This window comes from Mesorhizobium sp. M0185 (assembly GCF_040322175.1).
Taxonomy (GTDB): Bacteria; Pseudomonadota; Alphaproteobacteria; order Rhizobiales; family Rhizobiaceae; genus Mesorhizobium.
In genome coordinates, this window is record NZ_JAMYSY010000072.1 from 1 (window position 1) to 21,956 (window position 21,956).

The 21,956-nt window shown below is 61.1% G+C and carries 22 protein-coding genes and 1 tRNA gene; 18 read left to right on the plus strand and 5 right to left on the minus strand.

Annotation, left to right across the window (positions count from 1 at the left end; all coding sequences use genetic code 11):
* Positions 1-537: 537 nt before the first annotated feature.
* Positions 538-990, minus strand: coding sequence for a cupin domain-containing protein (locus NKJ20_RS31420; RefSeq protein WP_352453477.1), 453 nt, complete (start codon positions 988-990; stop codon positions 538-540).
* A 573-nt stretch (positions 991-1,563) separates the two neighbouring features.
* Positions 1,564-2,052 carry a class I SAM-dependent methyltransferase gene (locus tag NKJ20_RS31425; RefSeq protein ID WP_352453478.1) on the minus strand — a complete coding sequence of 163 codons (489 nt, stop codon included), beginning with the start codon at positions 2,050-2,052 and terminating at the stop codon, positions 1,564-1,566.
* Between the two features lie 348 nt (positions 2,053-2,400).
* On the opposite strand from NKJ20_RS31425, the gene NKJ20_RS31430 reads away from it, so the two are divergent.
* The 4 genes from NKJ20_RS31430 (at position 2,401) to NKJ20_RS31445 (ending at position 3,896) form a co-directional block, all read left to right on the plus strand.
* Complete coding sequence (locus tag NKJ20_RS31430; protein WP_352748171.1) at positions 2,401-2,634, plus strand: site-specific integrase; 234 nt, start codon at positions 2,401-2,403, stop codon at positions 2,632-2,634.
* A gap of 155 nt (positions 2,635-2,789) precedes the next feature.
* Positions 2,790-2,878: transfer RNA gene (locus NKJ20_RS31435), tRNA-Leu, on the plus strand.
* 425 nt (positions 2,879-3,303) lie between these two features.
* Positions 3,304-3,591 carry a ribbon-helix-helix domain-containing protein gene (locus NKJ20_RS31440; protein WP_352748173.1) on the plus strand — a complete coding sequence of 96 codons (288 nt, stop codon included), beginning with the start codon at positions 3,304-3,306 and terminating at the stop codon, positions 3,589-3,591.
* Positions 3,588-3,896 (plus strand): type II toxin-antitoxin system RelE/ParE family toxin, encoded by a 309-nt coding sequence (locus NKJ20_RS31445; RefSeq protein WP_352749368.1) that lies wholly within the window; start codon positions 3,588-3,590, stop codon positions 3,894-3,896. Before NKJ20_RS31440 ends, NKJ20_RS31445 begins: the two co-directional genes overlap by 4 nt.
* Positions 3,897-4,086: 190 nt before the next feature.
* Here NKJ20_RS31445 and NKJ20_RS31450 read toward each other — a convergent pair whose 3' ends face one another.
* Entirely contained in the window at positions 4,087-4,665 is a 579-nt protein-coding gene (locus tag NKJ20_RS31450; RefSeq protein ID WP_352749371.1) for an NUDIX domain-containing protein, read from the minus strand.
* 153 nt (positions 4,666-4,818) lie between these two features.
* Between NKJ20_RS31450 and NKJ20_RS31455 the strand changes: the two genes are divergently transcribed.
* The 8 genes from NKJ20_RS31455 (at position 4,819) to NKJ20_RS31490 (ending at position 11,514) form a co-directional block, all read left to right on the plus strand.
* Positions 4,819-5,922, plus strand: coding sequence for an NADH:flavin oxidoreductase/NADH oxidase (locus NKJ20_RS31455; RefSeq protein WP_352749373.1), 1,104 nt, complete (start codon positions 4,819-4,821; stop codon positions 5,920-5,922).
* 109 nt (positions 5,923-6,031) lie between these two features.
* Positions 6,032-6,349 (plus strand): SH3 domain-containing protein, encoded by a 318-nt coding sequence (locus NKJ20_RS31460; protein ID WP_352749376.1) that lies wholly within the window; start codon positions 6,032-6,034, stop codon positions 6,347-6,349.
* 61 nt (positions 6,350-6,410) lie between these two features.
* Complete coding sequence (locus NKJ20_RS31465) at positions 6,411-6,704, plus strand: DUF982 domain-containing protein (protein WP_352749379.1); 294 nt, start codon at positions 6,411-6,413, stop codon at positions 6,702-6,704.
* Between the two features lie 28 nt (positions 6,705-6,732).
* Positions 6,733-6,972: a DUF2188 domain-containing protein gene (locus NKJ20_RS31470; RefSeq protein WP_023674770.1), complete on the plus strand. Its 240-nt coding sequence runs from the start codon at positions 6,733-6,735 to the stop codon at positions 6,970-6,972.
* Positions 6,973-7,136: 164 nt separating this feature from the next.
* A complete protein-coding gene (locus NKJ20_RS31475; protein WP_352749380.1) occupies positions 7,137-8,222 on the plus strand; it encodes an ABC transporter ATP-binding protein in 1,086 nt (361 codons plus the stop codon).
* A gap of 33 nt (positions 8,223-8,255) precedes the next feature.
* Positions 8,256-9,581 carry an ABC transporter substrate-binding protein gene (locus tag NKJ20_RS31480; RefSeq protein ID WP_352749383.1) on the plus strand — a complete coding sequence of 442 codons (1,326 nt, stop codon included), beginning with the start codon at positions 8,256-8,258 and terminating at the stop codon, positions 9,579-9,581.
* A gap of 141 nt (positions 9,582-9,722) precedes the next feature.
* Complete coding sequence (locus tag NKJ20_RS31485) at positions 9,723-10,619, plus strand: carbohydrate ABC transporter permease (protein WP_352453492.1); 897 nt, start codon at positions 9,723-9,725, stop codon at positions 10,617-10,619.
* Between the two features lies 1 nt (position 10,620).
* Entirely contained in the window at positions 10,621-11,514 is an 894-nt protein-coding gene (locus NKJ20_RS31490) for a carbohydrate ABC transporter permease (RefSeq protein WP_023674766.1), read from the plus strand.
* A gap of 92 nt (positions 11,515-11,606) precedes the next feature.
* On the opposite strand, the gene NKJ20_RS31495 is transcribed toward NKJ20_RS31490, so the two are convergent.
* On the minus strand, positions 11,607-12,593 hold the full coding sequence (locus NKJ20_RS31495) for an alpha/beta fold hydrolase (RefSeq protein WP_352749386.1): 987 nt from the start codon (positions 12,591-12,593) through the stop codon (positions 11,607-11,609).
* Positions 12,594-12,742: 149 nt separating this feature from the next.
* Between NKJ20_RS31495 and NKJ20_RS31500 the strand changes: the two genes are divergently transcribed.
* From NKJ20_RS31500 to NKJ20_RS31525, 6 genes are all read left to right on the plus strand, one after another.
* On the plus strand, positions 12,743-13,492 hold the full coding sequence (locus NKJ20_RS31500; RefSeq protein ID WP_352748193.1) for a competence/damage-inducible protein A: 750 nt from the start codon (positions 12,743-12,745) through the stop codon (positions 13,490-13,492).
* 78 nt (positions 13,493-13,570) lie between these two features.
* Positions 13,571-14,404, plus strand: a complete 834-nt coding sequence (locus NKJ20_RS31505; RefSeq protein WP_352699960.1) for a universal stress protein — start codon at positions 13,571-13,573, stop codon at positions 14,402-14,404.
* Between the two features lie 127 nt (positions 14,405-14,531).
* Entirely contained in the window at positions 14,532-15,032 is a 501-nt protein-coding gene (gene gpt / locus NKJ20_RS31510; RefSeq protein ID WP_023674762.1) for a xanthine phosphoribosyltransferase, read from the plus strand.
* A gap of 222 nt (positions 15,033-15,254) precedes the next feature.
* Positions 15,255-15,743, plus strand: a complete 489-nt coding sequence (locus NKJ20_RS31515) for an NUDIX hydrolase (protein ID WP_352749389.1) — start codon at positions 15,255-15,257, stop codon at positions 15,741-15,743.
* Positions 15,744-16,388: 645 nt separating this feature from the next.
* The gene (locus NKJ20_RS31520) at positions 16,389-20,147 is read left to right on the plus strand and encodes a vitamin B12-dependent ribonucleotide reductase (protein ID WP_352453489.1); all 3,759 of its coding nucleotides are present in this window, start codon (positions 16,389-16,391) and stop codon (positions 20,145-20,147) included.
* A 6-nt stretch (positions 20,148-20,153) separates the two neighbouring features.
* A complete protein-coding gene (locus NKJ20_RS31525; RefSeq protein WP_352749391.1) occupies positions 20,154-21,161 on the plus strand; it encodes a DUF4238 domain-containing protein in 1,008 nt (335 codons plus the stop codon).
* Between the two features lie 230 nt (positions 21,162-21,391).
* Here NKJ20_RS31525 and NKJ20_RS31530 read toward each other — a convergent pair whose 3' ends face one another.
* Positions 21,392-21,763, minus strand: coding sequence for an endonuclease domain-containing protein (locus NKJ20_RS31530; protein ID WP_352614081.1), 372 nt, complete (start codon positions 21,761-21,763; stop codon positions 21,392-21,394).
* Positions 21,764-21,956: the final 193 nt, after the last annotated feature.

Here is a 21,956-nt window from a genome sequence, read left to right on the forward strand (position 1 = left end):
GAATCATACAGCACACGCCGGCGGAATCCGACACGTCACAACCGAGTCAATCCGTCGCAGCAAGATGTGTATACGCCCTAGTGCCCTCGAGGGGGAGATGTCGCCGAAGGCGACAGAGGGGTCGGGACGTCCTGACGCGAACCTTTACCGCGAACAAAACAGGCTGGCGCTCGACGCGCGACGACCCCCTCTGGCCTGCCGGCCATCTTCCCCTCAAGGAGGGAGATCGATGCGCCATGGCTTTCGCCAATCGTCAAGGGCATTTTGTGCCGGCCGCAGCAACTTTGTTCTTGCTTTGTGCCGGCAGCTATGCTACTAACTTGGGTATGGTGCCAATTGGCTCCAACGACCCGTCCTCCCGAGGCGGGTTTTTTGTTATTGCGCCATTCATGGCAAATGGCCCAGGCGGAATACGATTCCGTTGCGGCCAATCAGCTTTCGTCTCGTTAGAGGATCCTTCTGAATCGACGGTCGCGGAGTTTGACGCACTCCATCGTTCGAGCCTTCGGCCGGTTCACTCAATTCGATCCCGAACTGTCACTTCTTGCTTGGATCGTCTGCCGGGTTGACGTAGGTGATCTTGAATGGCCCCTCGCCATGAACCTGGATGATCGTATCGCTTGTCGTCCAGGCGAAGTGATTCATTCCGGCCGGCGCGACGCCGAAGCCGCCAGCAGTCAGTTCGACACCTTTCGCCTCGTCGAGCTTATCGCCCATTCCAATATGGAAGTTGCCGGAAAGCACCGTTACGTATTCCGTGGTGGGATGATTATGTGCGGCAATTTTGTAGCCGGCGGGTGTCTTCAACCGCAGCACATAGGCGCCCTCCTTTGAGGGGTCTCCAGCGACAACAGCCATTTCCGCGCCAGCGGGAATGACAGCTGGAGCAGGACCCCATTTGATGTCTTTGGCGTTCATCGGCATCTCATCGGCAAACAGAGACGCCGTCCCAACAACCAGCAGTGCCAGGGCAGAGGCAAGCTTGAGCATGACAATCTCCCAATGTCTGTAGAGGACGGCGTCGAGTATCGGCGCGCCGATCCACTTGCCAATTGGAGTCTATCAGGGCAGAGCGCCCGAACGCATCCTGCGAACGGGGGACGCGCATTCGCGGTAGCCGCGGAAGCTGCCGCTAAAAACATTTCCAGGTGAAACGATTTTGTTTGTATCACTGTAGGTGATCGGCCTCGCTAGCTTCCAGTGCCAGATTTGTCGACGGCAGAAGACGGCTTGACGGCCCCTGCCCGGCATCTGAACAGGACTGGCCTGCGGACGTGGCGGAATTGGTAGACGCAAGGGACTTAAAATCCCGTTCTAGTCCGTTGCACCCTCGCAACTAACCCCTCAACGCTTGTAATTCCCCGGTTTGCGCCGGGGTTTGCATTTCATTTTAAGCTCTCCACTCGTGCAGCGGATTTTGTGGGAAACCCGCCGTTGTGGGAAATCGTGTGGGAAAAGGAGAACAGACGTTCATGACCAAACCAATCCATATCAATCTGCAGGCCGGCACCGACGACGAGTTAGACAACTACGCCAAGGGTGGTTCCAGAAGAGGAAATCGAATTAAATCAGCACAATCCCTAGAGGTGCGTGAGGCGGTTTCTCAAGCACCAGCACATGACTGCCAAGAGGTGATGTGTGAGTGCTCTTAACCTTGAACCCCTCGTCAGAAAGCGTTTCGATGAATTCGCCATCCGTTCCAGGCGGAACGCGGGCAACGACGTTCGAGGTGCGCCTCACAATATTGGAAAGCACCCTTCGCGCCTTGCCTGGGCCGATGTTGCGCTGCATGTGCTGGTAGACGGCCAGCAGCAGGACGATATCGTATTTCGGTAAGAGGATATTGCCGAGGCGCCGGCTGCCAAGATTCAGGCGATCGAACCGGGCATGCACCGGGGAGCCACTCAACAACATCTTTGCAGTCTCGATATGCGGCTTGGCAACGTCGATCCCGTGGATCGAGCTGGGTTTCAGCTTGGATATCTCATAGGCGACAACACCCATATTGCAGCCAACATCGAGAATGGATTTCCCAGCATAGTCGATCTCCAATGAGAATATCCCGTCCAGTCTATCCTCCCATGTTCCTGCAAAACCTCTTTTGAACCTTGACCACCACAAATCATATACTCCTAATATTAGAGATCGCCGAACTATAGCGCTCGTTACCTTCTACTATTCATAAGTCGTGGCCAAGAAAAGCCTGCCCTCCACAAAAACACAGAAAAACATCATGGACACCACGTTCAAGGGCGCTGCGAGGCGCCTTGCTGATCTCAACTTGCGGAAACTAGGCGCCCGCATTGGAGTAGGAGAGGACGGTGTTTAGGACATCGCCTTCAAAGCTAGTCCAGCCAACCCAATTACGCATCACGACCACGATCTCCCGGCAGTCGCCTGATGACTCAGAACCGCAAGGGCATCCACCGTCTGATGCAGCACAGCGACCTCTGCGACATCGGCAAGTGGGAGGTCATAGAGGTGTGGCGCAGCATCCGCGAACACATCCCAGGGCTGTCCGACACCGTGGTCTACACGACGCGGCATACGTGCTGCTCGTGGCAGATCATCCGTGGCATCGACATCCGGCGCGTCCAAATCTGGATGGGCCACAAGTCGACCCAGACCACCTGAACTACGCCCACCTCGCACCCAATCACTTGCTCGACAACCTGACCGCGCTCGAAGGTGGCGCGGCTCCGAGGCTCGTGGTAGTGAACGGCAAATCCTAAGCCGACCGTGTGGGAAACCATGTGGGAGACCGGTGGGATTTCCCCACAATGTGGGAGGTGGGCGTGGCGGAACTGGTATACGCAGCAGACTTAAAATCTGCCGGTGTTTCAAGCACTTACGGGTTCAAATCCCGTCGCCCACACCAAGCCTCGCAACGGACATAAAATCCCTCGATCTCTGATCGTACGGGTTCGATACCCGTCGTCCGCACCAGCAACATCGGCGCCATTGCGGCCTAAAGCGTGTCGCGTTCGATCGGCCTCATGCGACGCGCTTTAGGTTCTTGTTTTTATGCATGTCGTTATCGCAAAACCGCTGCACACTTTTGCGCGACATGCATTAAGCAAGAGCGTGAACTCGCCGAATACAGGCTGCCACATGCCATTTCTCGACCAGGAGCCGGCGAGCCGATGCGGGATCTGCGATATGCGTATCCGGTGTCCGCATGTTCGTTTGCCAGCTTCCAAAGCGCACTCAGGCAAGGGCGGCGGTATCGGTCGCGCGCATCGCCAGCAATTTCGATATGATTTTGTCACATCGGCTGCTATATGGTGGAAAAGGAGTCCGCCCATGCGAACCACCCAGCCGATAAGTATCACCCTCCCGCGCGACATGGCCGAGGCCGTCGCGCGCAAGGTCGAATCCGGCGCCTACGCCTCCGTCAGCGAAGTGCTGCGCGAGGGCGTGCGCGCGCTGCTCGACCGCGACGCCGCCGTTGAACGCTGGCTGCGCGAGGAAGTCGCCCAGAGCTACGACGAGTACAAGGCGAATCCGTCCAGCGCCATCCCTGCTGAGCAGGTCATGCTGCGTATCCGCGACCGCGCCGCCGCGCGACGCGATGATGCCAATAAGGAATGACGCGCACGGTTGTATTTTCCGCGCAAGCGGAGCGCCAGTTGGATGCGCTGTATCGCTACATAGAGGAATATTCCTCCACAGCCCGTGCGGAATCGTTCGTTGGCGGCATCGTGGCCTATTGCCACGCGTTCGAGCCGTTTCCCGAGCGCGGAACGCGCCGCGACGATATTCGTCCCGGCCTCCGCGTTCTAGGCTACCGCCGCCGCGTCAGCATTGCCTTCACGGCCGAAGCCGACACCATCGCCGTCCTCGGCGTCTATTACGGCGGGCAGGACTATGAAGCGGACCTCAAGGACGAAGGCTAACGGGCGTAACGATCGGGCGATAAGACCTCTGCCCCAGTGGAGCCTCGCCGATCGCGCCGGCAAAAGAAGTTTGTTCAGCCTCCAGGCCTCCAGCCGCAACCAGCGTCGCCTTGTCCCAGCCCCGCAAGTCGGCCTGGTGGAAGGGGTTCCGGCCGGGCGCTTCCTCGCAGGGTGCAGCTTCCGGCATGGCTCACCCTCCGATCGGGTTCAGCTGCAGGTGCTGGATCAGGATAATCGTCTTGGCGTCGATGATGCGACCGTCGTGGATGCCGGCCAGTGCCTCGTCTAGCGGCATTTCCAAAACCTCGATGTCTTCGCCTTCGTCATGCGCGCCGCCGCCGTCGGAAATGCGGTCGGCGGGCGAATAGCGGGCGACGAAAAACCAGAGCCGCTCAGTGACGCTGCCGGGGCTCATATAGGGCGAAAACAGCCGCTGCACGTCCTTCAGGCGGTAGCCGAGTTCCTCCTCGGCCTCCTTGCGGATGCAGGTTTCGGGATCGTCTTCGTCGAGCAGGCCGGCGCAGGCCTCGATCAGCGGCTCCTTGTGGCCGGTGACGTAGGCCGGGTAGCGGAACTGCCGCACCAGAAGCACCGTCGAGCGGTCGGGATCGAAAGGCAGGATCACCGCGCCGTCGCCGCGATCGTAGGTCTGACGGGTATGCGTTTCCCATTTTCCGTCGCGCCGGCGATAGTCGAAGACGGTCTTTTTCAAAACCGCCCACTCGTCGGAAAGGACTTCCTCAGAGCGGATGCGAATGCGATCTTCCATGGTGGACTCCCTGCTGCCGCGGCAAGGCGTAGCCGCGAACGGCGGTTCGTGCAATCGGGCCACCAATTGGTCCAGAGCACCGGTTCACCGTCTCGTGTCTGGCGCTGGCACAATCGGCTGCATAAATAGCGGCAACCCTTTCCGGAGTTTTTTATGACCTCATCGCTTTTCCAGCCGATCACCCTCGACGGCCTGACCTTCCCCAACCGCATCGCGGTCGCGCCGATGTGCCAGTATTCGGCCGAGGACGGCTCGGCCAGCGATTGGCACCTCTATCACTGGATGAACCTGGCGATGTCGGGCGCCGGCATGGTCACCGTCGAGATGACCGATGTCGAACGGCGCGGCCGCATCTCGCATGGCTGTCTCGGCCTCTATTCCGAGGACAACGAGGCGGCCGCGCGACGCACGCTGGATGCAGCCAAGCGTGTCGCCGCACCGGGCACGAAATTCGGCACGCAGCTTGCCCATGCCGGCCGCAAGGCCTCGAACCGCAAACCCTGGGACGGCGGCGGCCCGCTGCACGCCGATCAGGACCCGTGGCCGATCGTATCGGCCTCGGCGATCGCCTACGACACCGGCTGGCAGGTGCCGCGGGCGCTGGAGGACGACGAGATCCTGCAAATCATCGAACGCTTCGCAGAAGCGGCACGGCGGGCCGAGCGCGCCGGCTTCGACTTCATCGAGCTGCATGCCGCGCATGGCTATCTGATCTTCCAGTTCCTGTCGCCGCTCTCCAACCGGCGCACCGACCGCTGGGGCGGCTCGCTGGAAAACCGCATGCGTTTCGCCGTCGAGATCGCCAAGGCGGTGAAGAAGGCGGTGCCCAGGCTGATGCTGGGCGCGCGCCTGTCGATCAAGGAATGGGTCGATGGCGGCTTCGGGGTCGAGGATGCGATCGAAGTGGCAAAGGCGCTGAAGGAAGCCGGCGTCGCCTATCTCTGCTGCTCGAGCGGCGGCAACTCGCCGTTGCAGAAGCTGCCGACCGGCCCGGGCTACCAGGTGCATCTGGCCGAAGCGGTGCGCAAGGCCGTCGGCATCCCGACACGGGCCGTCGGCCTGATCGACGATCCGAAACAGGCCGAGGCGATCGTCGCCGACGGCCGCGCCGACATGGTGGCGCTGGCGCGCGCCTTTCTTGCCGATCCGCGCTGGGGCTGGCGCGCCGCGGCCACCTTCGGCGAAGAAATCCACCCGGCGCCACAGCTTGCCCGCTCGGTGACGACGATGCAGCATTGGATGAAAGCGGCGAACTGATGACGGGTTCGTCTCGCTGGACCGGCCAGCACAGCTTCGCATTGATCCTCTGCCGGTGTAGAGTGGCCGGGGGCCGCGGCTGGGCGCGGCGGGTTGGGGGAGCAGAGACATGTCGTTCAGGGGGATTTCCATTGCGGCCACCTCCGCGGTTGTGGCCGGGCTGTCGTTCGCCTCATCGACGCCGGCCGGGGCGCAATATTGCGAAGGCACGGTGCACGGACTTTCCAGGCACTACAATCTAGCGACGGGAAGCGGCTTTCTCGCCGTTCGGGCCCGGCCGAACTCGTCGTCGCGCATGGTCGGGCAATTGTTCAACGGCGACCAAACCGAGATCTTCGACCGCCGCGGAAACTGGTACAAGGTCGATTTCGGCGGCCGCACCGGCTGGGCGAATGCACGCTGGCTGCGCAACGACTGCGGCTATTGAGCTATTTTCGCCTGAGCTAAAAAGCAGTTGCAACCAAATCGGCCGCTCAGCGTTGGCGGCGATGATGGACAGCAAGCCATTTGAAAAGCCGGTCGTGGTTGAACTCGGCCATGTCGGCAAATATCGGCAGATCCGCAGCGCCCAGGAGGCGGCGGAGTGCCTGATGACGATCTGGCCACTCAACCGCGGGCCGCGTCATCGTGATGCCCTCGACACTTGCCTAAAAGTGCTGGAAGGTTATCGTTCGACGGCGGATGCGCGCCGGGCACTGATCGAAGCCGCCAGGGAATCGGACGTGCTGGTCGCAGACGACAGGCTGCCAGACGACAGACTGGCCGACGACAGGCTGCATTGAGGCAACGGGCTTTCAACCGGAGGGTTTCATGGCGAAACTGACCTACAAGATCGTCGAGCATGACGGAGGCTGGGCCTACAAGGTCGGCTCGACATTCTCCGAAACGTTCCCCACCCATCAGGACGCGTTGCGCGCCGCCGAGATCGCTTCCGCCGAACAGCAGGTCGCCGGCAACACCGACGGCATCCAGTACGAGGACGCCGACGGCAAATGGCATGACGAGCTCGCCGACGGCCGCGACCGGCCGCAGACCGAGGTTTCGGATTAGAGTGTGCCGATATCCAGGTGATGCCGGCGTGCTTTACAGGTCGGTTTGGTAGCGCTACCGTCTCACATCGCGCGTGACCGGGGAGGAGCCTGGGCGCCGTCGCGGGCCAGGCAGGAAAGCGGTTTCCTTCGAAGTCGTTGCGGGAATCAATCGGGAGGAGATCGATGGCGTCTGTCGCGATCGGCGATGTCTACAAATCATTTGGGACCGTCGAGGTCCTGCACGGGGTCAGCGTCGATATAGACGACGGCGAGTTCGTCACGCTGGTCGGTCCTTCGGGTTGCGGAAAGTCGACCCTTCTCAGGATGATCGCCGGCCTGGAAAAGATCTCGCGCGGCCAGATCGCGATCGGCAAACGTGTCGTCAACAACGTTGCGCCAAAGGAGCGCGACGTCGCCATGGTCTTCCAGAACTATGCGCTCTACCCGCATATGACGGTCGCCGAGAACATGGCGTTCTCGCTGATGCTCAAGGGCGTTCCCAAGACGGAGAGCGATGCCGGCGTGCGGCGCGCGGCCGAAATCCTGGGACTGGTGCCGCTGCTCGACCGTTATCCGCGCCAGCTTTCCGGCGGCCAGCGCCAGCGCGTTGCCATGGGCCGGGCGATCGTGCGCGATCCGCAGGTTTTCCTGTTCGACGAGCCGCTGTCCAATCTCGATGCCAAGCTCCGGGTGCAGATGCGCGCCGAGATCAAGGAACTGCACCAGCGCCTGAAGACGACGACGGTCTACGTCACCCACGACCAGATCGAGGCGATGACCATGGCCGACAAGATCGTCGTCATGCATGACGGCATCGTCGAGCAGATCGGGCCGCCGCTCGAGCTGTACGACCGGCCGAACAATCTGTTTGTCGCCAGTTTCATCGGCTCGCCCGCCATGAACATGCTCAGGGGCGAGATCGTAAGCGACGGCTCGCCGTCATTTCGCGGCGCCGGCGGGATTTCGGTCCCGTTGGCCTCGGCACTTTCCATCGGCAATGGTGAGCCGGTCGTGCTGGGGATACGGCCCGAGCATTTACGGCTGTCCGACCATCAGGGCATTCCGGTCACCGTCGTGGTGGTCGAGCCGACAGGGTCCGAAGTGCAGCTCATCGGCCGCACCGCCGGCGGCGAGGAGATCGTCGCAAATTTCCGCGAACGCCATTCCTTCACGCCAGGCGAAACCATCCGGCTTACGGCCGAGCCTGGCCTCATCCATCTCTTTCACGGCAAAACCGGACAGCGGTTCGAAACACCCATCGAGCAGTAGGACGGCAATGACAATAAGCAGGAGGAAGCGAGCATGAAATTCACCAGACGCGACGTGATCCGCACCACCGCCGGTGCGGCGGCGGGAGCCTTGGGAAGCCGGCTCATCGGCTCTCCCGCCTTTGCCCAGGAGGGGTTGAAATACAAGCCCGAGGACGGCGCCAAGCTCAGGCTGTTGCGCTGGTCGCCTTTCGTGAAGGGCGACGAGGACCAATGGCTGGCCAACACCAAGCGCTTCACCGAAGCGACCGGTGTCGAGGTTCGCGTCGACAAGGAAAGCTGGGAGGACATCCGCCCCAAGGCGGCGGTCGCCGCCAATGTCGGCTCCGGCCCGGATCTCATGTTGGTCTGGTTCGACGACCCGCATCAATATCCCGACAAGCTGCACGACGTGACGGAATTGGGTGAATATCTCGGCTCGAAATATGGCGGCTGGTACGACGGACCGCACCAGTATGCGACGCGGGAGGGCAAATTCCTCGGCCTGCCTCTCGCCACCATCGGCAATGCCATCGTCTACCGCGAGAGCTGGGTGAAAGAAGCGGGTTTTTCGGAGTTTCCCAAGGAGACTCAAGGCTTGCTCGAACTTTGCAAGGCGCTGCAGGCGAAGGGACATCCGGCCGGCTTCACGCACGGCCACGGCGTCGGCGACGGCAACAACTACGCTCACTGGCTGCTGTGGAGCCACGGCGGCCAGATGGTCGACGAGAGCGGAAAGGTAACGATCAACAGCCCGGAGACGCTCAAGGCGATCGAATACGCGCAGCAACTCTACAAGACCTTCATTCCCGGCACCGAAAGCTGGCTCGACGTCAACAACAACCGCGCCTTCCTGGCCGGCGAAGTCAGTGTCATCGCCAATGGGATTTCCGCGTACAACACGGCCAAGATCAACAAGGACAATGATCCGAAGCTGGCTGAAATAGCCAAGGACATTCGCACCACCAACCTGCCGATCGGCCCGGTCGGGAAATCCGTCGAGCTGTTCCAGGTGACCACGGCCGTGATCTTCGACTACACGCCCTATCCCAACGCCGCCAAGGCCTACCTGCAGTTCATGTTCGAGGATCCGCAAATGTCGCAGTGGATCACGTCGTCGGCAGGCTATTGCTGCCAGACGCTCAAAGCCTTCGACAACAACCCGGTGTGGACGGCCGATCCGAACAATGCCGCCTACGCCAAGGCCTCGGCGACGCTGCGGCCCAACGGCTATGCCGGCCCGCTTGGCTATGCCTCGGCAGCGACCATGGCCGACTATGTGCTGGTCGACATGTTCGCCAAGGCGGTGACAGGCCAGGCGACACCGCAAGAAGCGATGGAAGAGGCCGAGAAGCGCGCAAACCGCTACTATCGCGTTTGAGCCGGGTTCAGCCGGGCAGCCATGCTGCCCGGCTTCGAATCGCGCATGGCCGCCCGCCGTTCAATGAGACCTTAGAGGAGCCGACCCATGGCCGTGACCTCCACTGCCGCTCAGCCACGCCGGTCGGCGCTGTCGCGCATTATGACGTTCGTGTCCGAAAGTCATAACGCGCTTGGCTTCGGCTTCATGCTGCCGGCGGCGGCGCTGCTACTGGTCTTCCTGACCTATCCGCTCGGGCTCGGCGTCTGGCTCGGCTTCACCGATGCCCGCATCGGCCGCCCCGGCATCTTCATCGGTATCGAGAACTACGAATATCTGTGGGATGACGCCGTCTTCTGGCTCTCGGTCTTCAACACCTTGCTCTACACGATCAGCGCCTCGGTCCTGAAGTTTGCGCTCGGCCTGTGGCTGGCGCTTATCCTCAACCAGAACCTGCCGTTCAAGTCGTTCTTCCGCGCGATCGTCCTGCTGCCCTGGGTGGTGCCGACGGTGCTGTCGGCGATCGCCTTCTGGTGGATCTACGATTCGCAATTCTCGATCCTGTCCTGGGCGCTTATGGAAATGGGCCTGATCGACCATCGCATCAACTTCCTCGGCGATCCCGAGAATGCGCGGGCTTCGGTCATCGCCGCCAATGTCTGGCGCGGCATTCCTTTCGTGGCGATCACGCTGCTTGCCGGCCTGCAGACGATTCCGCAGTCGCTCTACGAGGCCGCCACGCTCGACGGCGCCAGCCGCTGGCAATTGTTCCGCTATGTGACGCTGCCGCTGCTGACGCCGATCATCGCCATCACCATGACGTTTTCGGTGCTGTTCACCTTCACCGACTTCCAGCTGATTTATGTGCTGACGCGCGGCGGGCCGGTGAACGCCACGCATCTGATGGCGACGCTGTCGTTCCAGCGCGGCATTTCCGGAGGCCAGCTTGGCGAAGGCGCCGCGATCGCAGTTGCCATGATCCCGTTCCTGCTGGCGGCGATCCTGTTCAGCTATTTTGGCCTGCAGCGTCGCAAATGGCAGCAGGGCGGCGGAGATTGACATGACCGCGATCGAAACGAGCAAACGCCCGGAACTCGACGAAGGCGGCATGGGCTACCTGCAGAGTTTGCCGCGGCGCGTGGTGACGGTCTACCTGCCGTTGCTGATCTTCGTCATCGTGCTGTTGTTTCCGTTCTACTGGATGACGATCACGGCGGTTAAGCCCAACCTCGAGATGACCGACTACGCCAATTTCAATCCGTTCTGGGTGGTGCATCCGACGCTCGAGCATATCCGCTACCTGCTCTTCGAGACGTCTTATCCGGGCTGGCTGCTCAACACGATCATCATCTCGACCGCCGCCACGTTCCTGTCGCTGCTGGCTGCCGTGTTCGCTGCCTATGCGATCGAACGCTTGAGGTTCTCCGGGGCGCGGCAGGTCGGCCTCGCGGTGTTCCTCGCCTATCTCGTGCCGCCGTCGATCCTGTTCATTCCGCTGTCTGTGATGGTGTTCAACCTTGGACTTTACGACACGCCGTTCGCGCTCATCCTCACCTATCCGACCTTCCTGATCCCGTTCTGCACATGGCTGTTGATGGGTTATTTCCGCTCGATCCCGTTCGAGCTGGAAGAATGCGCGCTGATCGACGGGGCGAGCCGTTGGCAGATCCTCACCAAGATCGTGCTGCCGCTATCGGTGCCGGGCCTGATTTCCGCCGGCATCTTCGCATTCACGCTGTCATGGAACGAGTTCATCTACGCCCTGACCTTCATCCAGTCGTCCGAAAACAAGACTGTGCCGGTCGGCGTGCTCACCGAGCTGGTGCGCTCGGACGTCTATGAATGGGGGGCGCTGATGGCGGGAGCGCTGATCGGCTCGCTGCCGGTCGTGGTGCTCTATTCGTTCTTTGTCGAGCACTATGTTTCCTCGATGACCGGAGCCGTGAAGGAATAGCCAGCATCGTGATTGGGTTCGGAGGTATTCCCGGCGGCCGGGAATGCCTGGGGTAGGCACCCTGCCGGCCGAGACCGCGTTCCGGAAGGGTGTCAGCTGCCGGTGTCGGACTTCGGCGCAAATGCGCGGTCGGCAATGCGTTCTATGAAAGCGACGACCCGTTCCCGCTCGACGAATTGCGGCATGTGGCCAAGCCCCTCGACAGCCTCGAAATCGAGCCCCCTGATCTTTTCCATCACCGGCCAGCCGTGGATATCGATGCCCAGCACGCGGTCGGAAGCACCAAACAGAATGCCGGCCGGCATGGTGATCTCGCGATAGCGTTGCTCGATGCGGCCAAGGTCATGCTCGATGGCCACGACATCGGTCGACGTTGCATAGAAATGGCTTGGCCTCAGCCCGCACCAGCCGCCGCCCTCGACCATATAGTCGGCCGGCGCCGTCTGCGGCGCGAAAATGAAGGCAAGCGTCGCTTCGGCATATTTGAGAGCCGCCGGGATCGCCACCGTATAAGCCATGATCCGGCGCCGCAGCGGCGACTTGACATATAGCGGGCCGAACTTCTCGCGCGCGTCCGGCTCCAGATGGGTCAGCGGTGCCAGCAAGGCGATACCGGAAATCGCCGTGGGATGCTCGATAGCCAGCGTCAGCGCGATGGCGCCACCCAGCGAATGACCGACGACCAGAGGCTTTTCCAGCCCAAGCGCGTCGATAAAATGCCGCACGACCTCGGCCTGCTCGGACAGCCGTCCGCTGGCGCCCCTGGCCCGCACCGAATAGCCGGAGCCCGGACGGTCGAGCGCGATCAGCCGATAGTTCGGGCCGAACCGTCCGAACAGCGTGTGGCCGAATTGATGAAGCTGCGCGCCGAGGCCGTGCAGGAAGACGATCGGCCGCCCCTCGCCCGTCTCGACATAATGGATGCGGTTGCCGTCGATCTCGATGAATTTGCCACTGGCCGGCACCAGCCTTTCGGCCTTCGCCGCGATCCGTAGCGTCGCCAGCATCGGATAGGCTGCCACGACGAGCGCCAGCAGAAACAGCGCGCCGGGTAGCCATAGCAGAATCGATGCCGGCATGTCTTGCTCAGGGCTCCAAACCGGCACGCAGCATCACCCGCCAACGGGTGTACTGCAAGGGAGGTGGCACAGGTAGATCCGTCGTTTGGCGGCATTGCCGCCGGCCGTTTGCCGCGCTATCTCAGGCGACCCGTTTGCCGGAGCCAGTCATGACCGAAATCGTCACCGCCGCCATGCTCGTCATCGGCGACGAGATTCTGTCCGGCCGCACCAAGGACAAGAACATCGGCCACCTCGCCGACATCATGACGGCGATCGGCATCGACCTGAAGGAAGTCCGCATCGTTCCCGACGAAGAAGACGAGATCGTCGCTGCGGTGAATGCGCTGCGCACCCGCTATACTTATGTCTTCACCACCGGCGGCATCGGCCCGACGCATGACGACATCACCGCCGATTCGGTTGCCAAGGCCTTTGGCGTGCCATGCGAATACGACGCCAAGGCCTACGCCCTGCTGGAGGCAAGCTACGCCGCCCGCGGCATCGAATACACCGAAGCGCGCAAGCGCATGGCGCGGATGCCGCGCGGGGCAGACCACATCGATAATCCAGTGTCGGTTGCACCGGGCTTTCGCATTGGCAACGTCCATGTCATGGCCGGCGTGCCGGCGATTTTCCAGGCGATGCTCGACAATGTCGTGCCGACATTGCGAGCCGGCACCAAAATGCTGTCGGCAACCGTGGAATGCCCGTTCGGCGAAGGCCTGATCGGCGGGCCGCTGGGCGACATCCAGAAGGCGCATCCGGACACGATCATCGGCTCCTACCCGAAATATGGCGACGGCAAGTTCTGGACGGAACTGGTGGTGCGCGCCCGCAGCCAGCAGGCGCTGGACTCCGCACGCGCAGACGTAGAGGCTATGGTGGCGGGCTTGATCAAGGCAAGCCGAGTGGGCTGATCGGCCGGCCTGACGGAACCAGCATCGCGCAGTGACGTTTGTCACGGATGGGATCGCCGTAAGAAGTGAGGGACTGCCATGCGCTTCAAGACCATCGTCGCCATACTACAGAACGAACAGGATGCCGAGCGCGTCCTCGACTGCGCGATCCCGCTGGCCGGCCGGTTCCAGAGCCATCTGATCGGCATCCATGCCGAGGCGCTGCCCGTGCCCTACACCTCGGCTACCGGCTTTCCGGACACCGAGTTCCTGCAGGTTTCCGCCGATATGAACCGGGAGCGCGCCGAGAAGTTGCAGGCCGCCTTTCACAAGCGCATCGAGAATTCCGGCCTGTCGTTCGAGTGGCGCAGTCTCGAGAGTTTTTCCGGCGACAGTGCGCTGACCGGCATCTCGACCGTTCGCACCGCGGACCTGATCATCGCCGCGCAGCGCGAATCGGGCAGCGATCCGAGCGCCGACGTCGACACGCTGGTCTACGATGCCGGCCGGCCGGTGCTGGTGGTGCCGCATTCGGGTCCGCTCGTCACTAGCTTCAAGCACGTGCTGCTCGCCTGGAACGGCAGCAAGGAAGCCGCGCGCGCGGCCTTCGATGCCCTGCCCTTCATCATCGAGGCCGAGAAGACGGACATCGTCGTCATCGACCCGCCAGATACGCTGGACGAGGCGCCGGAAACAGCCGGCGCCGAGATCGCCGCCTCGCTGTCCAGGCATGGCGCGACCGTCAGCGTCTCGGTGCTGAGGTCCGGCGGCGCCTCGGTCGACGACATCATTCAGACCAGGGTCGCCGAGTCGGGTGCGGACCTGCTCGTGCTCGGCGCCTACAGCCATTCCTGGCTGCGCCAGCTGCTGTTCGGCGGGGTGACGCGAACGGTGCTGCGCACCGCCCCGGTGGCGGCTTTCCTGTCGCGGTAGGTTCACAGGGATAGCTGGCAGGACAATAGCTTTGCCGCGCCCTTGCCAAGGCCAAGCCTTTCCAGTTAATTCCGCGCGCATTCCATAGTGTCTGCGCGCGATGCGCGCTTTGCGGAGTGCGCGAAAGATGTCCCTGCCCGAAAAAGCCTTCCCGGTCTCCTGGGACCAGTTCCACCGCGATGCGCGCGCGCTCGCCTGGCGGCTTGCCGGCGCCAACAAGGGGCAATGGAAGGCGATCGTCTGCATCACGCGCGGCGGCCTGGTTCCGGCGGCTATCATTTCGCGCGAACTTGGCATCCGCATCATCGAGACGGTCTGCGTCGCCTCCTACCACGATTATACCAGCCAGGGGCAATTGCAGGTGCTGAAGGAGGTCACGCCGGCGCTGCTCGCCGATGACGGGGCCGGCGTGCTGATCATCGACGACCTCACCGACACCGGCAAGACGGCGGGCATCGTGCGCGCGATGATGCCTAAGGCGCATTTCGCCACCGTCTATGCCAAGCCGAAAGGCAGGCCGATGGTGGACACTTTCGTTACCGAGGTCAGCCAGGACACCTGGATCTATTTCCCCTGGGACATGGGCTTCACCTACCAGAAGCCGATCGCCGACGATCACGCCGGCTGATTCGCGGCAACGCCGCTTGATGCACCGAGTCCGCCCAGGGGACCTCCGCACACCGATAAAGGCGTGGCGCGACGCTGCTGCAGTCGCGCCATTAGGCTGAGATCGGCGCAGATTGACGGAATCTGGCCGATCCGTGAAACATTTTTTACTTTCATTGCTTATAATTAGCCGTAAGATTCGTGAGACGGCAAATGATTCTGGAAGCTGGGGCAAGCTTCTCCGATGTTGACGAGGCCAACGACGCACAACCACAAGGCCGAAAGGGTCCGGCGACTCTTCGGCGCGGTGCCGTACCGCCTTCAGGTTGCAGCGTTGCCTTGGCGCGATAGCGGCGACGGCGTGGAAATCATGCTGATCACCAGCCGCGATACCGGCCGTTGGGTGCTTCCCAAGGGCTGGCCGGAAGCGAAGGAGCCGCTTTGCGAAGCGGCGGCACGCGAAGCCGGCGAGGAGGCCGGCCTGAGCGGCACAATCTCGCATCACGAGGCCGGCCGCTATTTCTATGCCAAGCTGCTGGCTACCGGCGAGGAAGTGCCGTGCGAGGTCCTGGTGTTCCCGCTGCAGGTCGACAAGGTCGCCGACCGGTGGAAGGAAAAGCGGGCACGCAGCCGCAAATGGGTCAGCGCCGCCGAGGCTGTGCGCATGGTCAACGAACCCGACCTCAGCCAGATCATCGCCCATTTCTGCGCGGATCCGCATCAGTTCTCCTGAGTCTCAGTCGCGCATAGCCTATCGCTCAGGTGCTGTGAACGTCGTTGCCGAAGCGCCTCCACCCAGAGCCGACCCTTCCTTGCGCTCCGCTTCTATCCCCGTTATCCACATGTGTGACACACAAGATGTGGGGTCATAAAAGCTACGCAAACGAATCCTTGACGCCGCAAAACGAGTCGCCTTTTATAGGCCATGCGCTCCTGTTGAGAGTGCGACCGGAAAAGTTTCGAGGCCGGTCTTTTTCCCGGAATATGTGCGTTTTGAGCCGCATTCCCGCCTGTTTACGAGGCCGGCGAAGGCGTGGGATTTTGAAGCCTTGGGGGGCGAAAGGGGAGGATTGTCGGACTTGAATAAATTGTCTGTTAATACTATATTTGGTGTTTGCAGGTAGGTTCGACGCTAGATAATGTGAATTTCCCTCGATCGAGGGCGTTACAAAAAGTTTTCAGTTTTGAGGGACCCACAGGGTCCGTCAGCGCGTTGGACAGCGGCCTCGCAAGAGGTTTGACCGGCACGGCGGCGGAGACTGTGAAGATGAGAGCCGGCGGTTTTCGAACGCCGGCAGACGGCGGACATGCGCGTTTCGCCAAGAGGGCAGAAATCCTCTGGGAAAAGCGCTATATGTAGACAAAAGGGACCGGACCAATGCGCATCGAGCGTCGTTTCACCAAGCCAGGGCAATCAGCTTATGCGGAGATCGAATTCCGCAAGGCGCTTTCGGAGATCAAGAATCCGGATGGCTCGGTGGTGTTCCGCTTGGACAACATCGACGTGCCGGCGCAGTTCTCCCAGGTTGCCGCCGATATCCTGGCGCAGAAATATTTCCGCAAGGCTGGCGTCCCGGCACGGCTGAAGAAGGTCGAAGAGACGCAAGTCCCCTCCTTCCTGTGGCGCTCGGTCGCCGACGAGGCTGAACTGGCCAAGCTGCCGGAAGCCGAGCGCTACGGTTCCGAGACCGACGCCCGCCAGGTCTTCGACCGGCTTGCCGGTACCTGGACCTATTGGGGCTGGAAGGGCGGCTACTTCAAGTCGGAGGAAGACGCGCGCGCCTTCCGCGACGAGCTCGCCTATATGCTGGCCACCCAGCGCGTCGCGCCGAACTCGCCGCAATGGTTCAACACCGGCCTGCACTGGGCCTATGGCATCGACGGTCCGAGCCAGGGTCATTTCTATGTCGACCCGTTCACCGGCAAGCTGACCAAGTCGAAGTCTTCCTACGAGCATCCGCAGCCGCATGCCTGCTTCATCCAGGGCGTGCAGGACGACCTCGTCAATGAGGGCGGCATCATGGACCTGTGGGTGCGTGAGGCGCGCCTGTTCAAATACGGTTCCGGCACCGGCTCCAACTTCTCGTTCCTGCGCGGTGAAGGCGAAAAGCTGTCGGGCGGCGGCCGCTCGTCGGGGCTGATGAGTTTCCTCAAGATCGGCGACCGCGCGGCGGGCGCCATCAAGTCGGGCGGCACCACGCGTCGCGCCGCGAAAATGGTCATCGTCGACGCTGATCATCCCGATATCGAGGAATTCATCGACTGGAAGGTCAATGAGGAGCAGAAGGTCGCCTCGCTGGTTACCGGCTCGAAGATCGTCAAGAAGCATCTCGAAGCGATCATGAAGGCCTGTATCAACTGCGAAGGCAATGGCGACGACTGCTTCGACCCGGCGGTCAACACCGCGCTGAAGCGCGAGATCAAGGCGGCCAAGAAGGACGCGGTGCCGGAGAACTACATCTACCGCGTCATCCAGTTCGCCAGGCAGGGCTACACCTCGATGTCGTTCAAGACCTACGACACCGACTGGGATTCGGATGCCTATCTCACGGTTTCCGGCCAGAACTCCAACAATTCGGTGTCGCTGAAGGACGATTTCCTGCGCGCCGTCGAGCAGGACGGCGACTGGCATCTCACCGCCCGCAAGGACGGCAAGGTGCTGAAGACGCTGAAGGCGCGCGATCTCTGGGAAAAGATCGGCTATGCCGCCTGGGCGTCGGCCGATCCGGGCCTGCATTTCAACACGACGATGAACGACTGGCACACCTGCGCCTCGGCCGGTGCGATCCGGGCGTCCAACCCGTGCTCGGAATACATGTTCCTCGACGACACCGCCTGCAATCTGGCCTCGATCAACCTTCTGCCCTACCGCAACGCCGACGGAACCATCGACATATCAGCCTACGAGCACACGGTTCGGCTGTGGACCATGGTGCTGGAAATCTCCGTCATGATGGCGCAGTTCCCGTCGAAGGAGATCGCCAAGCTTTCCTACGAATACCGCACGCTCGGCCTCGGCTACGCCAATATCGGCGGCCTGCTGATGACCTCGGGCATTCCCTATGATTCCGACGAGGGCCGCGCCATCTGCGCCGCCCTCACCGCGATCATGACCGGCACCGCCTATGCCACTTCGGCCGAAATGGCCGCCGAGCTCGGCGCCTTCCCCGACTACGACCGCAACGCGCAGAACATGCTGCGCGTCATGCGCAATCACCGCCGCGCGGCGTATGGCGAAAGGGACGGCTACGAGAAGCTCGCCGTCAATCCGGTGCCGCTGGTCGCCTCGGATCTCAGGCAGCAGGAGCTTGCCGAACGTGCCAAGGCCGCCTGGGACCGCGCCATCGAGCTCGGCGAGGAGCATGGCTACCGCAACGCGCAGGCAACGGTGATCGCCCCGACCGGCACGATCGGCCTGGTGATGGATTGCGATACCACCGGCATCGAGCCCGACTTCGCGCTGGTAAAATTCAAGAAGCTCGCCGGTGGCGGCTATTTCAAGATCATCAACCGCGCCGTGCCGGAAGCGTTGCGCACGCTCGGCTATTCCGAGAGCCAGATCGCCGAGATCGAGGCCTATGCGGTCGGCCACGGCAATCTCAACCAGGCGCCGGGCATCAATCCTGGCTCGCTCAAGGCAAAAGGCTTTACCGACGAAAAGATCGCCGCGCTCAATGCGGCATTGAAGTCGGCCTTCGATATCAAGTTCGTCTTCAACCAGTGGACGCTGGGCTCTGACTGGGTGAAGGAGACGTTCGGCTTCACCGACGAGCAGCTCAACGATTTCTCATTCGAGATGCTGCCGGCGCTTGGTTTTTCGAAGAAAGATATCGAGGCCGCCAACATCCATGTCTGCGGGGCGATGACGCTGGAAGGCGCGCCGTTCCTGAAGGCCGAACACCTGCCGGTGTTCGACTGCGCCAGCCCGTGCGGCAAGATCGGCAAGCGTTCGCTGTCGATCAACAGCCACATCATGATGATGGCGGCGGCGCAGCCCTTCATCTCCGGCGCCATTTCCAAGACCATCAACATGCCGAACGACGCGACGGTGGAAGACGCCAAAGGCGCCTACATGCTGTCGTGGAAGCTGGCGCTGAAGGCTAACGCGCTCTATCGCGACGGCTCGAAGCTGTCGCAGCCGCTCAATGCCTCGCTGCTCGCCGACGTCGAAGACGACGAGGACGAAGCCATCGAGCAGCTGATCGCGGCGCCGGCCGCACAGCGCGCCGTTCAGGTGACCGAGAAGATCGTCGAGCGCGTCGTCGAGCGTCTCTACCGTGACCGCGAGAAGCTGCCGAACCGCCGCAAGGGCTATACCCAGAAGGCGGTCGTCGGCGGCCACAAGGTCTATCTGCGCACTGGCGAGTTTGATGACGGTCGTATCGGCGAGATCTTCATCGACATGCACAAGGAAGGTGCGGCCTTCCGGGCGATGATGAACAACTTCGCCATCGCCATCTCGCTCGGCCTGCAATATGGCGTGCCGCTCGAGGAATTCGTCGAGGCCTTCACCTTCACCAAATTCGAGCCGGCTGGCATGGTGCAAGGCAACGACGCGATCAAGAACGCCACGTCGATCCTCGACTATGTCTTCCGCGAACTCGCCGTCTCCTATCTCGGCCGCCACGACCTGGCCCATGTCGACCAGTCGGACTTCGACAAGACTGCGCTCGGGCGCGGCATCAACGAAGGCAAGGCAACGCCCTTCTCCAAGGGCCTGACCCGCGGCGCCTCGCCGGTCAAGCTGGTGTCGGGCGCCGAGCCGAAAGGCTTTGCGGGTTCCGGCTCCGGAACTCCAGCCCGTACCGCCCCGACCGCCTTCTCCGGCTCCAACGTGCTGACGCTGAAGCCGGCCAGCGACGAAGCCATCGCCTACAAGCGCGACTACGAGGAGCGCGCCAGGGAACTGGTCGAGGACATCGTCTACGCGGAAGCCTCCGACCCGACGGAGCTGTTCACCGACGAGGCCGCGAAAGAAGCAGCCGAAGCCAAAGCGCTCGCCGCCAACCGGCGCCAGCAATCGCTCATGCAGGGCTACACCGGCAACGAATGCTCGGAATGCCACAATTTCACGATGGTGCGGAACGGGACTTGCGAGAAGTGCGATACGTGCGGGGCCACGAGCGGGTGTAGCTGAGGATCGATGCCGCGTGAGAACCAGCACTATGTTCCACAATTCCTTCTGCGCAATTTTTGCGCAGAAGGACAATGTCATGTCTTTGACAAATCGACCTGCAAAGAATTTCGAACTAACCCACGCAATATTATGGGCGAAGCGGATTATAATGTCGTCCGCTTAAAAGGTAATTTTTACCTGGATTTCGAAAGCAAGTTCACCCACGTAGAGAACCTAGCAAAACCTGTTCTTGAAAGCATAATAGCTAACGAGACCGTATCTGCCTTAAGCCCCATGGATTTGGCAACGCTCTGTTGTTTTGTGGTTGTGCAGCACCTTCGCTCGAAGTCGTCGCGTCAAAGCTACTCTGGCATATTTCAAGATGTCAAACTTCGGTTCCCCGATCTGAAAACGAACGACATTCCCGAGCATTTTTCGGACGAAGAATATGAAAAATTTTGTCTCCTTAAAATGAACCTCGATAAATTGGATGAGATTGCAGGACACTTGACAACCAAGAAATTGATCTTGCTAAAAAAGTGTTGCGCCGGAGAATTATACATCTCAGACAATGCGCTCGTAATGCACAATTACAACGACTTTGGACCGTACGGAAATATTGGACTAGGTGTACCAGGGATCGAAATTTATTTACCGATATCTTCGGATCTCGTCCTAGGTTTTTTGTGTCCTACGATCATCGACGGCTTTCATAAAGAACGTGCCAAGGCAGAGCAAAAAATAAGTGAAATCCAACTGAAGGTTTTCGTGGATGGCGCTCTTCCGCTTCAAAGCGGTGTGTCAGTGATTTTAGATGCGAAGGAAAGACTAGAACAGGCAAAAATGAAAATCGCAATGCTTGTCGATTCTCAATACGCGCCGAAATCCAAGGACATCCTTATTTTTCTGAATGCTCTTCAAATACAATGGGCTAACAGATTTATCGCAGCACGGAGGAAGGATTTTTCCTTTGCGCATAAAGTAATGAAGGAAAAACCTCACTGGCGTGAGCACCCACGAATTGAAGTAGCTTAAAATTAAGCCCCACCAGCGGCAAAATCATCCGTGCCGGCGACTAGCCGCGAGGGACGTGTTCGCCTCTCCCTTCTCCCCTTGTGGGAGAAGGTGGCCGAGCGAAGCTCGGTCGGATGAGGGGTGCTCCAGCTTGGCACCGACGCACTCCGTCCAACACCCCTCAACCGTCTCGGCGCTGCGCGCCAATCCACCTTCTCCCCTTGTCAGGGGGAGAAGGGAAGAGCGCGCTATTACCGCCAAGGCTGCAAGCTCTCGTCCCGTACGTAGGCGATGATGGTGTCACAGACGGCGTTCAGATCCCGCAGCACGTCGTCGTTCCAGAAACGCAGTACACGAAAGCCCCTCGCCTTAAGTTCGGCGTCCCGCTCCCGGTCATAGTCCGAATCCGCATGCTGGCTGCCGTCGATCTCGACGATCAGTCTGGCCTCGGCGCAAATGAAATCGGCGATGAATTTGCCGACGGGGACCTGACGCCGAAATTTGATTCTGTCGAGTCTGCGTCCGCGCAGTTCGTGCCACAGGCGGTCTTCCGCTTCCGTCGGCTCGCGTCGCATTGAGCGGGCGAAGCGACGTTTGGTGGGCGCAACGGGCTGATGCGGCATGGGGCGACGTTATCCAATCCTGGGGACGACCTCCAAGGAATCCTCAGATAAGGGCCGACGTTCGAGACCAACCAAAGGGGATGGCGCGGCGCCTCCCCTTCTCCCCTTTGTTTGGACCGGAGACATCGCGAACAGGTGTGCGAGGACATCGCGAACAGTTTCCCACCCTATCTGTTGCTTGCGTTGAGGTCGA

Bases quoted from the DNA above. Each gene is read 5' to 3' on its own strand.
- NKJ20_RS31485 (WP_352453492.1), top strand. From the start codon at position 9,723: ATGACGTTCGTGTCCGAAAGTCATAACGCGCTTGGCTTCGGCTTCATG.
- NKJ20_RS31470 (WP_023674770.1), top strand. From the start codon at position 6,733: ATGGCGAAACTGACCTACAAGATCGTCGAGCATGACGGAGGCTGGGCC.
- NKJ20_RS31420 (WP_352453477.1), bottom strand. From the start codon at position 990: ATGCTCAAGCTTGCCTCTGCCCTGGCACTGCTGGTTGTTGGGACGGCG.
- NKJ20_RS31515 (WP_352749389.1), top strand. From the start codon at position 15,255: ATGTTGACGAGGCCAACGACGCACAACCACAAGGCCGAAAGGGTCCGG.
- NKJ20_RS31500 (WP_352748193.1), top strand. From the start codon at position 12,743: ATGACCGAAATCGTCACCGCCGCCATGCTCGTCATCGGCGACGAGATT.
- NKJ20_RS31490 (WP_023674766.1), top strand. From the start codon at position 10,621: ATGACCGCGATCGAAACGAGCAAACGCCCGGAACTCGACGAAGGCGGC.
- NKJ20_RS31430 (WP_352748171.1), top strand. From the start codon at position 2,401: ATGACTCAGAACCGCAAGGGCATCCACCGTCTGATGCAGCACAGCGAC.
- NKJ20_RS31505 (WP_352699960.1), top strand. From the start codon at position 13,571: ATGCGCTTCAAGACCATCGTCGCCATACTACAGAACGAACAGGATGCC.
- NKJ20_RS31520 (WP_352453489.1), top strand. From the start codon at position 16,389: ATGCGCATCGAGCGTCGTTTCACCAAGCCAGGGCAATCAGCTTATGCG.
- NKJ20_RS31450 (WP_352749371.1), bottom strand. From the start codon at position 4,665: ATGGAAGATCGCATTCGCATCCGCTCTGAGGAAGTCCTTTCCGACGAG.
- NKJ20_RS31480 (WP_352749383.1), top strand. From the start codon at position 8,256: ATGAAATTCACCAGACGCGACGTGATCCGCACCACCGCCGGTGCGGCG.
- NKJ20_RS31530 (WP_352614081.1), bottom strand. From the start codon at position 21,763: ATGCCGCATCAGCCCGTTGCGCCCACCAAACGTCGCTTCGCCCGCTCA.
- NKJ20_RS31455 (WP_352749373.1), top strand. From the start codon at position 4,819: ATGACCTCATCGCTTTTCCAGCCGATCACCCTCGACGGCCTGACCTTC.
- NKJ20_RS31525 (WP_352749391.1), top strand. From the start codon at position 20,154: ATGCCGCGTGAGAACCAGCACTATGTTCCACAATTCCTTCTGCGCAAT.
- NKJ20_RS31495 (WP_352749386.1), bottom strand. From the start codon at position 12,593: ATGCCGGCATCGATTCTGCTATGGCTACCCGGCGCGCTGTTTCTGCTG.
- NKJ20_RS31440 (WP_352748173.1), top strand. From the start codon at position 3,304: ATGCGAACCACCCAGCCGATAAGTATCACCCTCCCGCGCGACATGGCC.
- NKJ20_RS31465 (WP_352749379.1), top strand. From the start codon at position 6,411: ATGATGGACAGCAAGCCATTTGAAAAGCCGGTCGTGGTTGAACTCGGC.
- NKJ20_RS31460 (WP_352749376.1), top strand. From the start codon at position 6,032: ATGTCGTTCAGGGGGATTTCCATTGCGGCCACCTCCGCGGTTGTGGCC.
- NKJ20_RS31475 (WP_352749380.1), top strand. From the start codon at position 7,137: ATGGCGTCTGTCGCGATCGGCGATGTCTACAAATCATTTGGGACCGTC.
- gpt (WP_023674762.1), top strand. From the start codon at position 14,532: ATGTCCCTGCCCGAAAAAGCCTTCCCGGTCTCCTGGGACCAGTTCCAC.
- NKJ20_RS31445 (WP_352749368.1), top strand. From the start codon at position 3,588: ATGACGCGCACGGTTGTATTTTCCGCGCAAGCGGAGCGCCAGTTGGAT.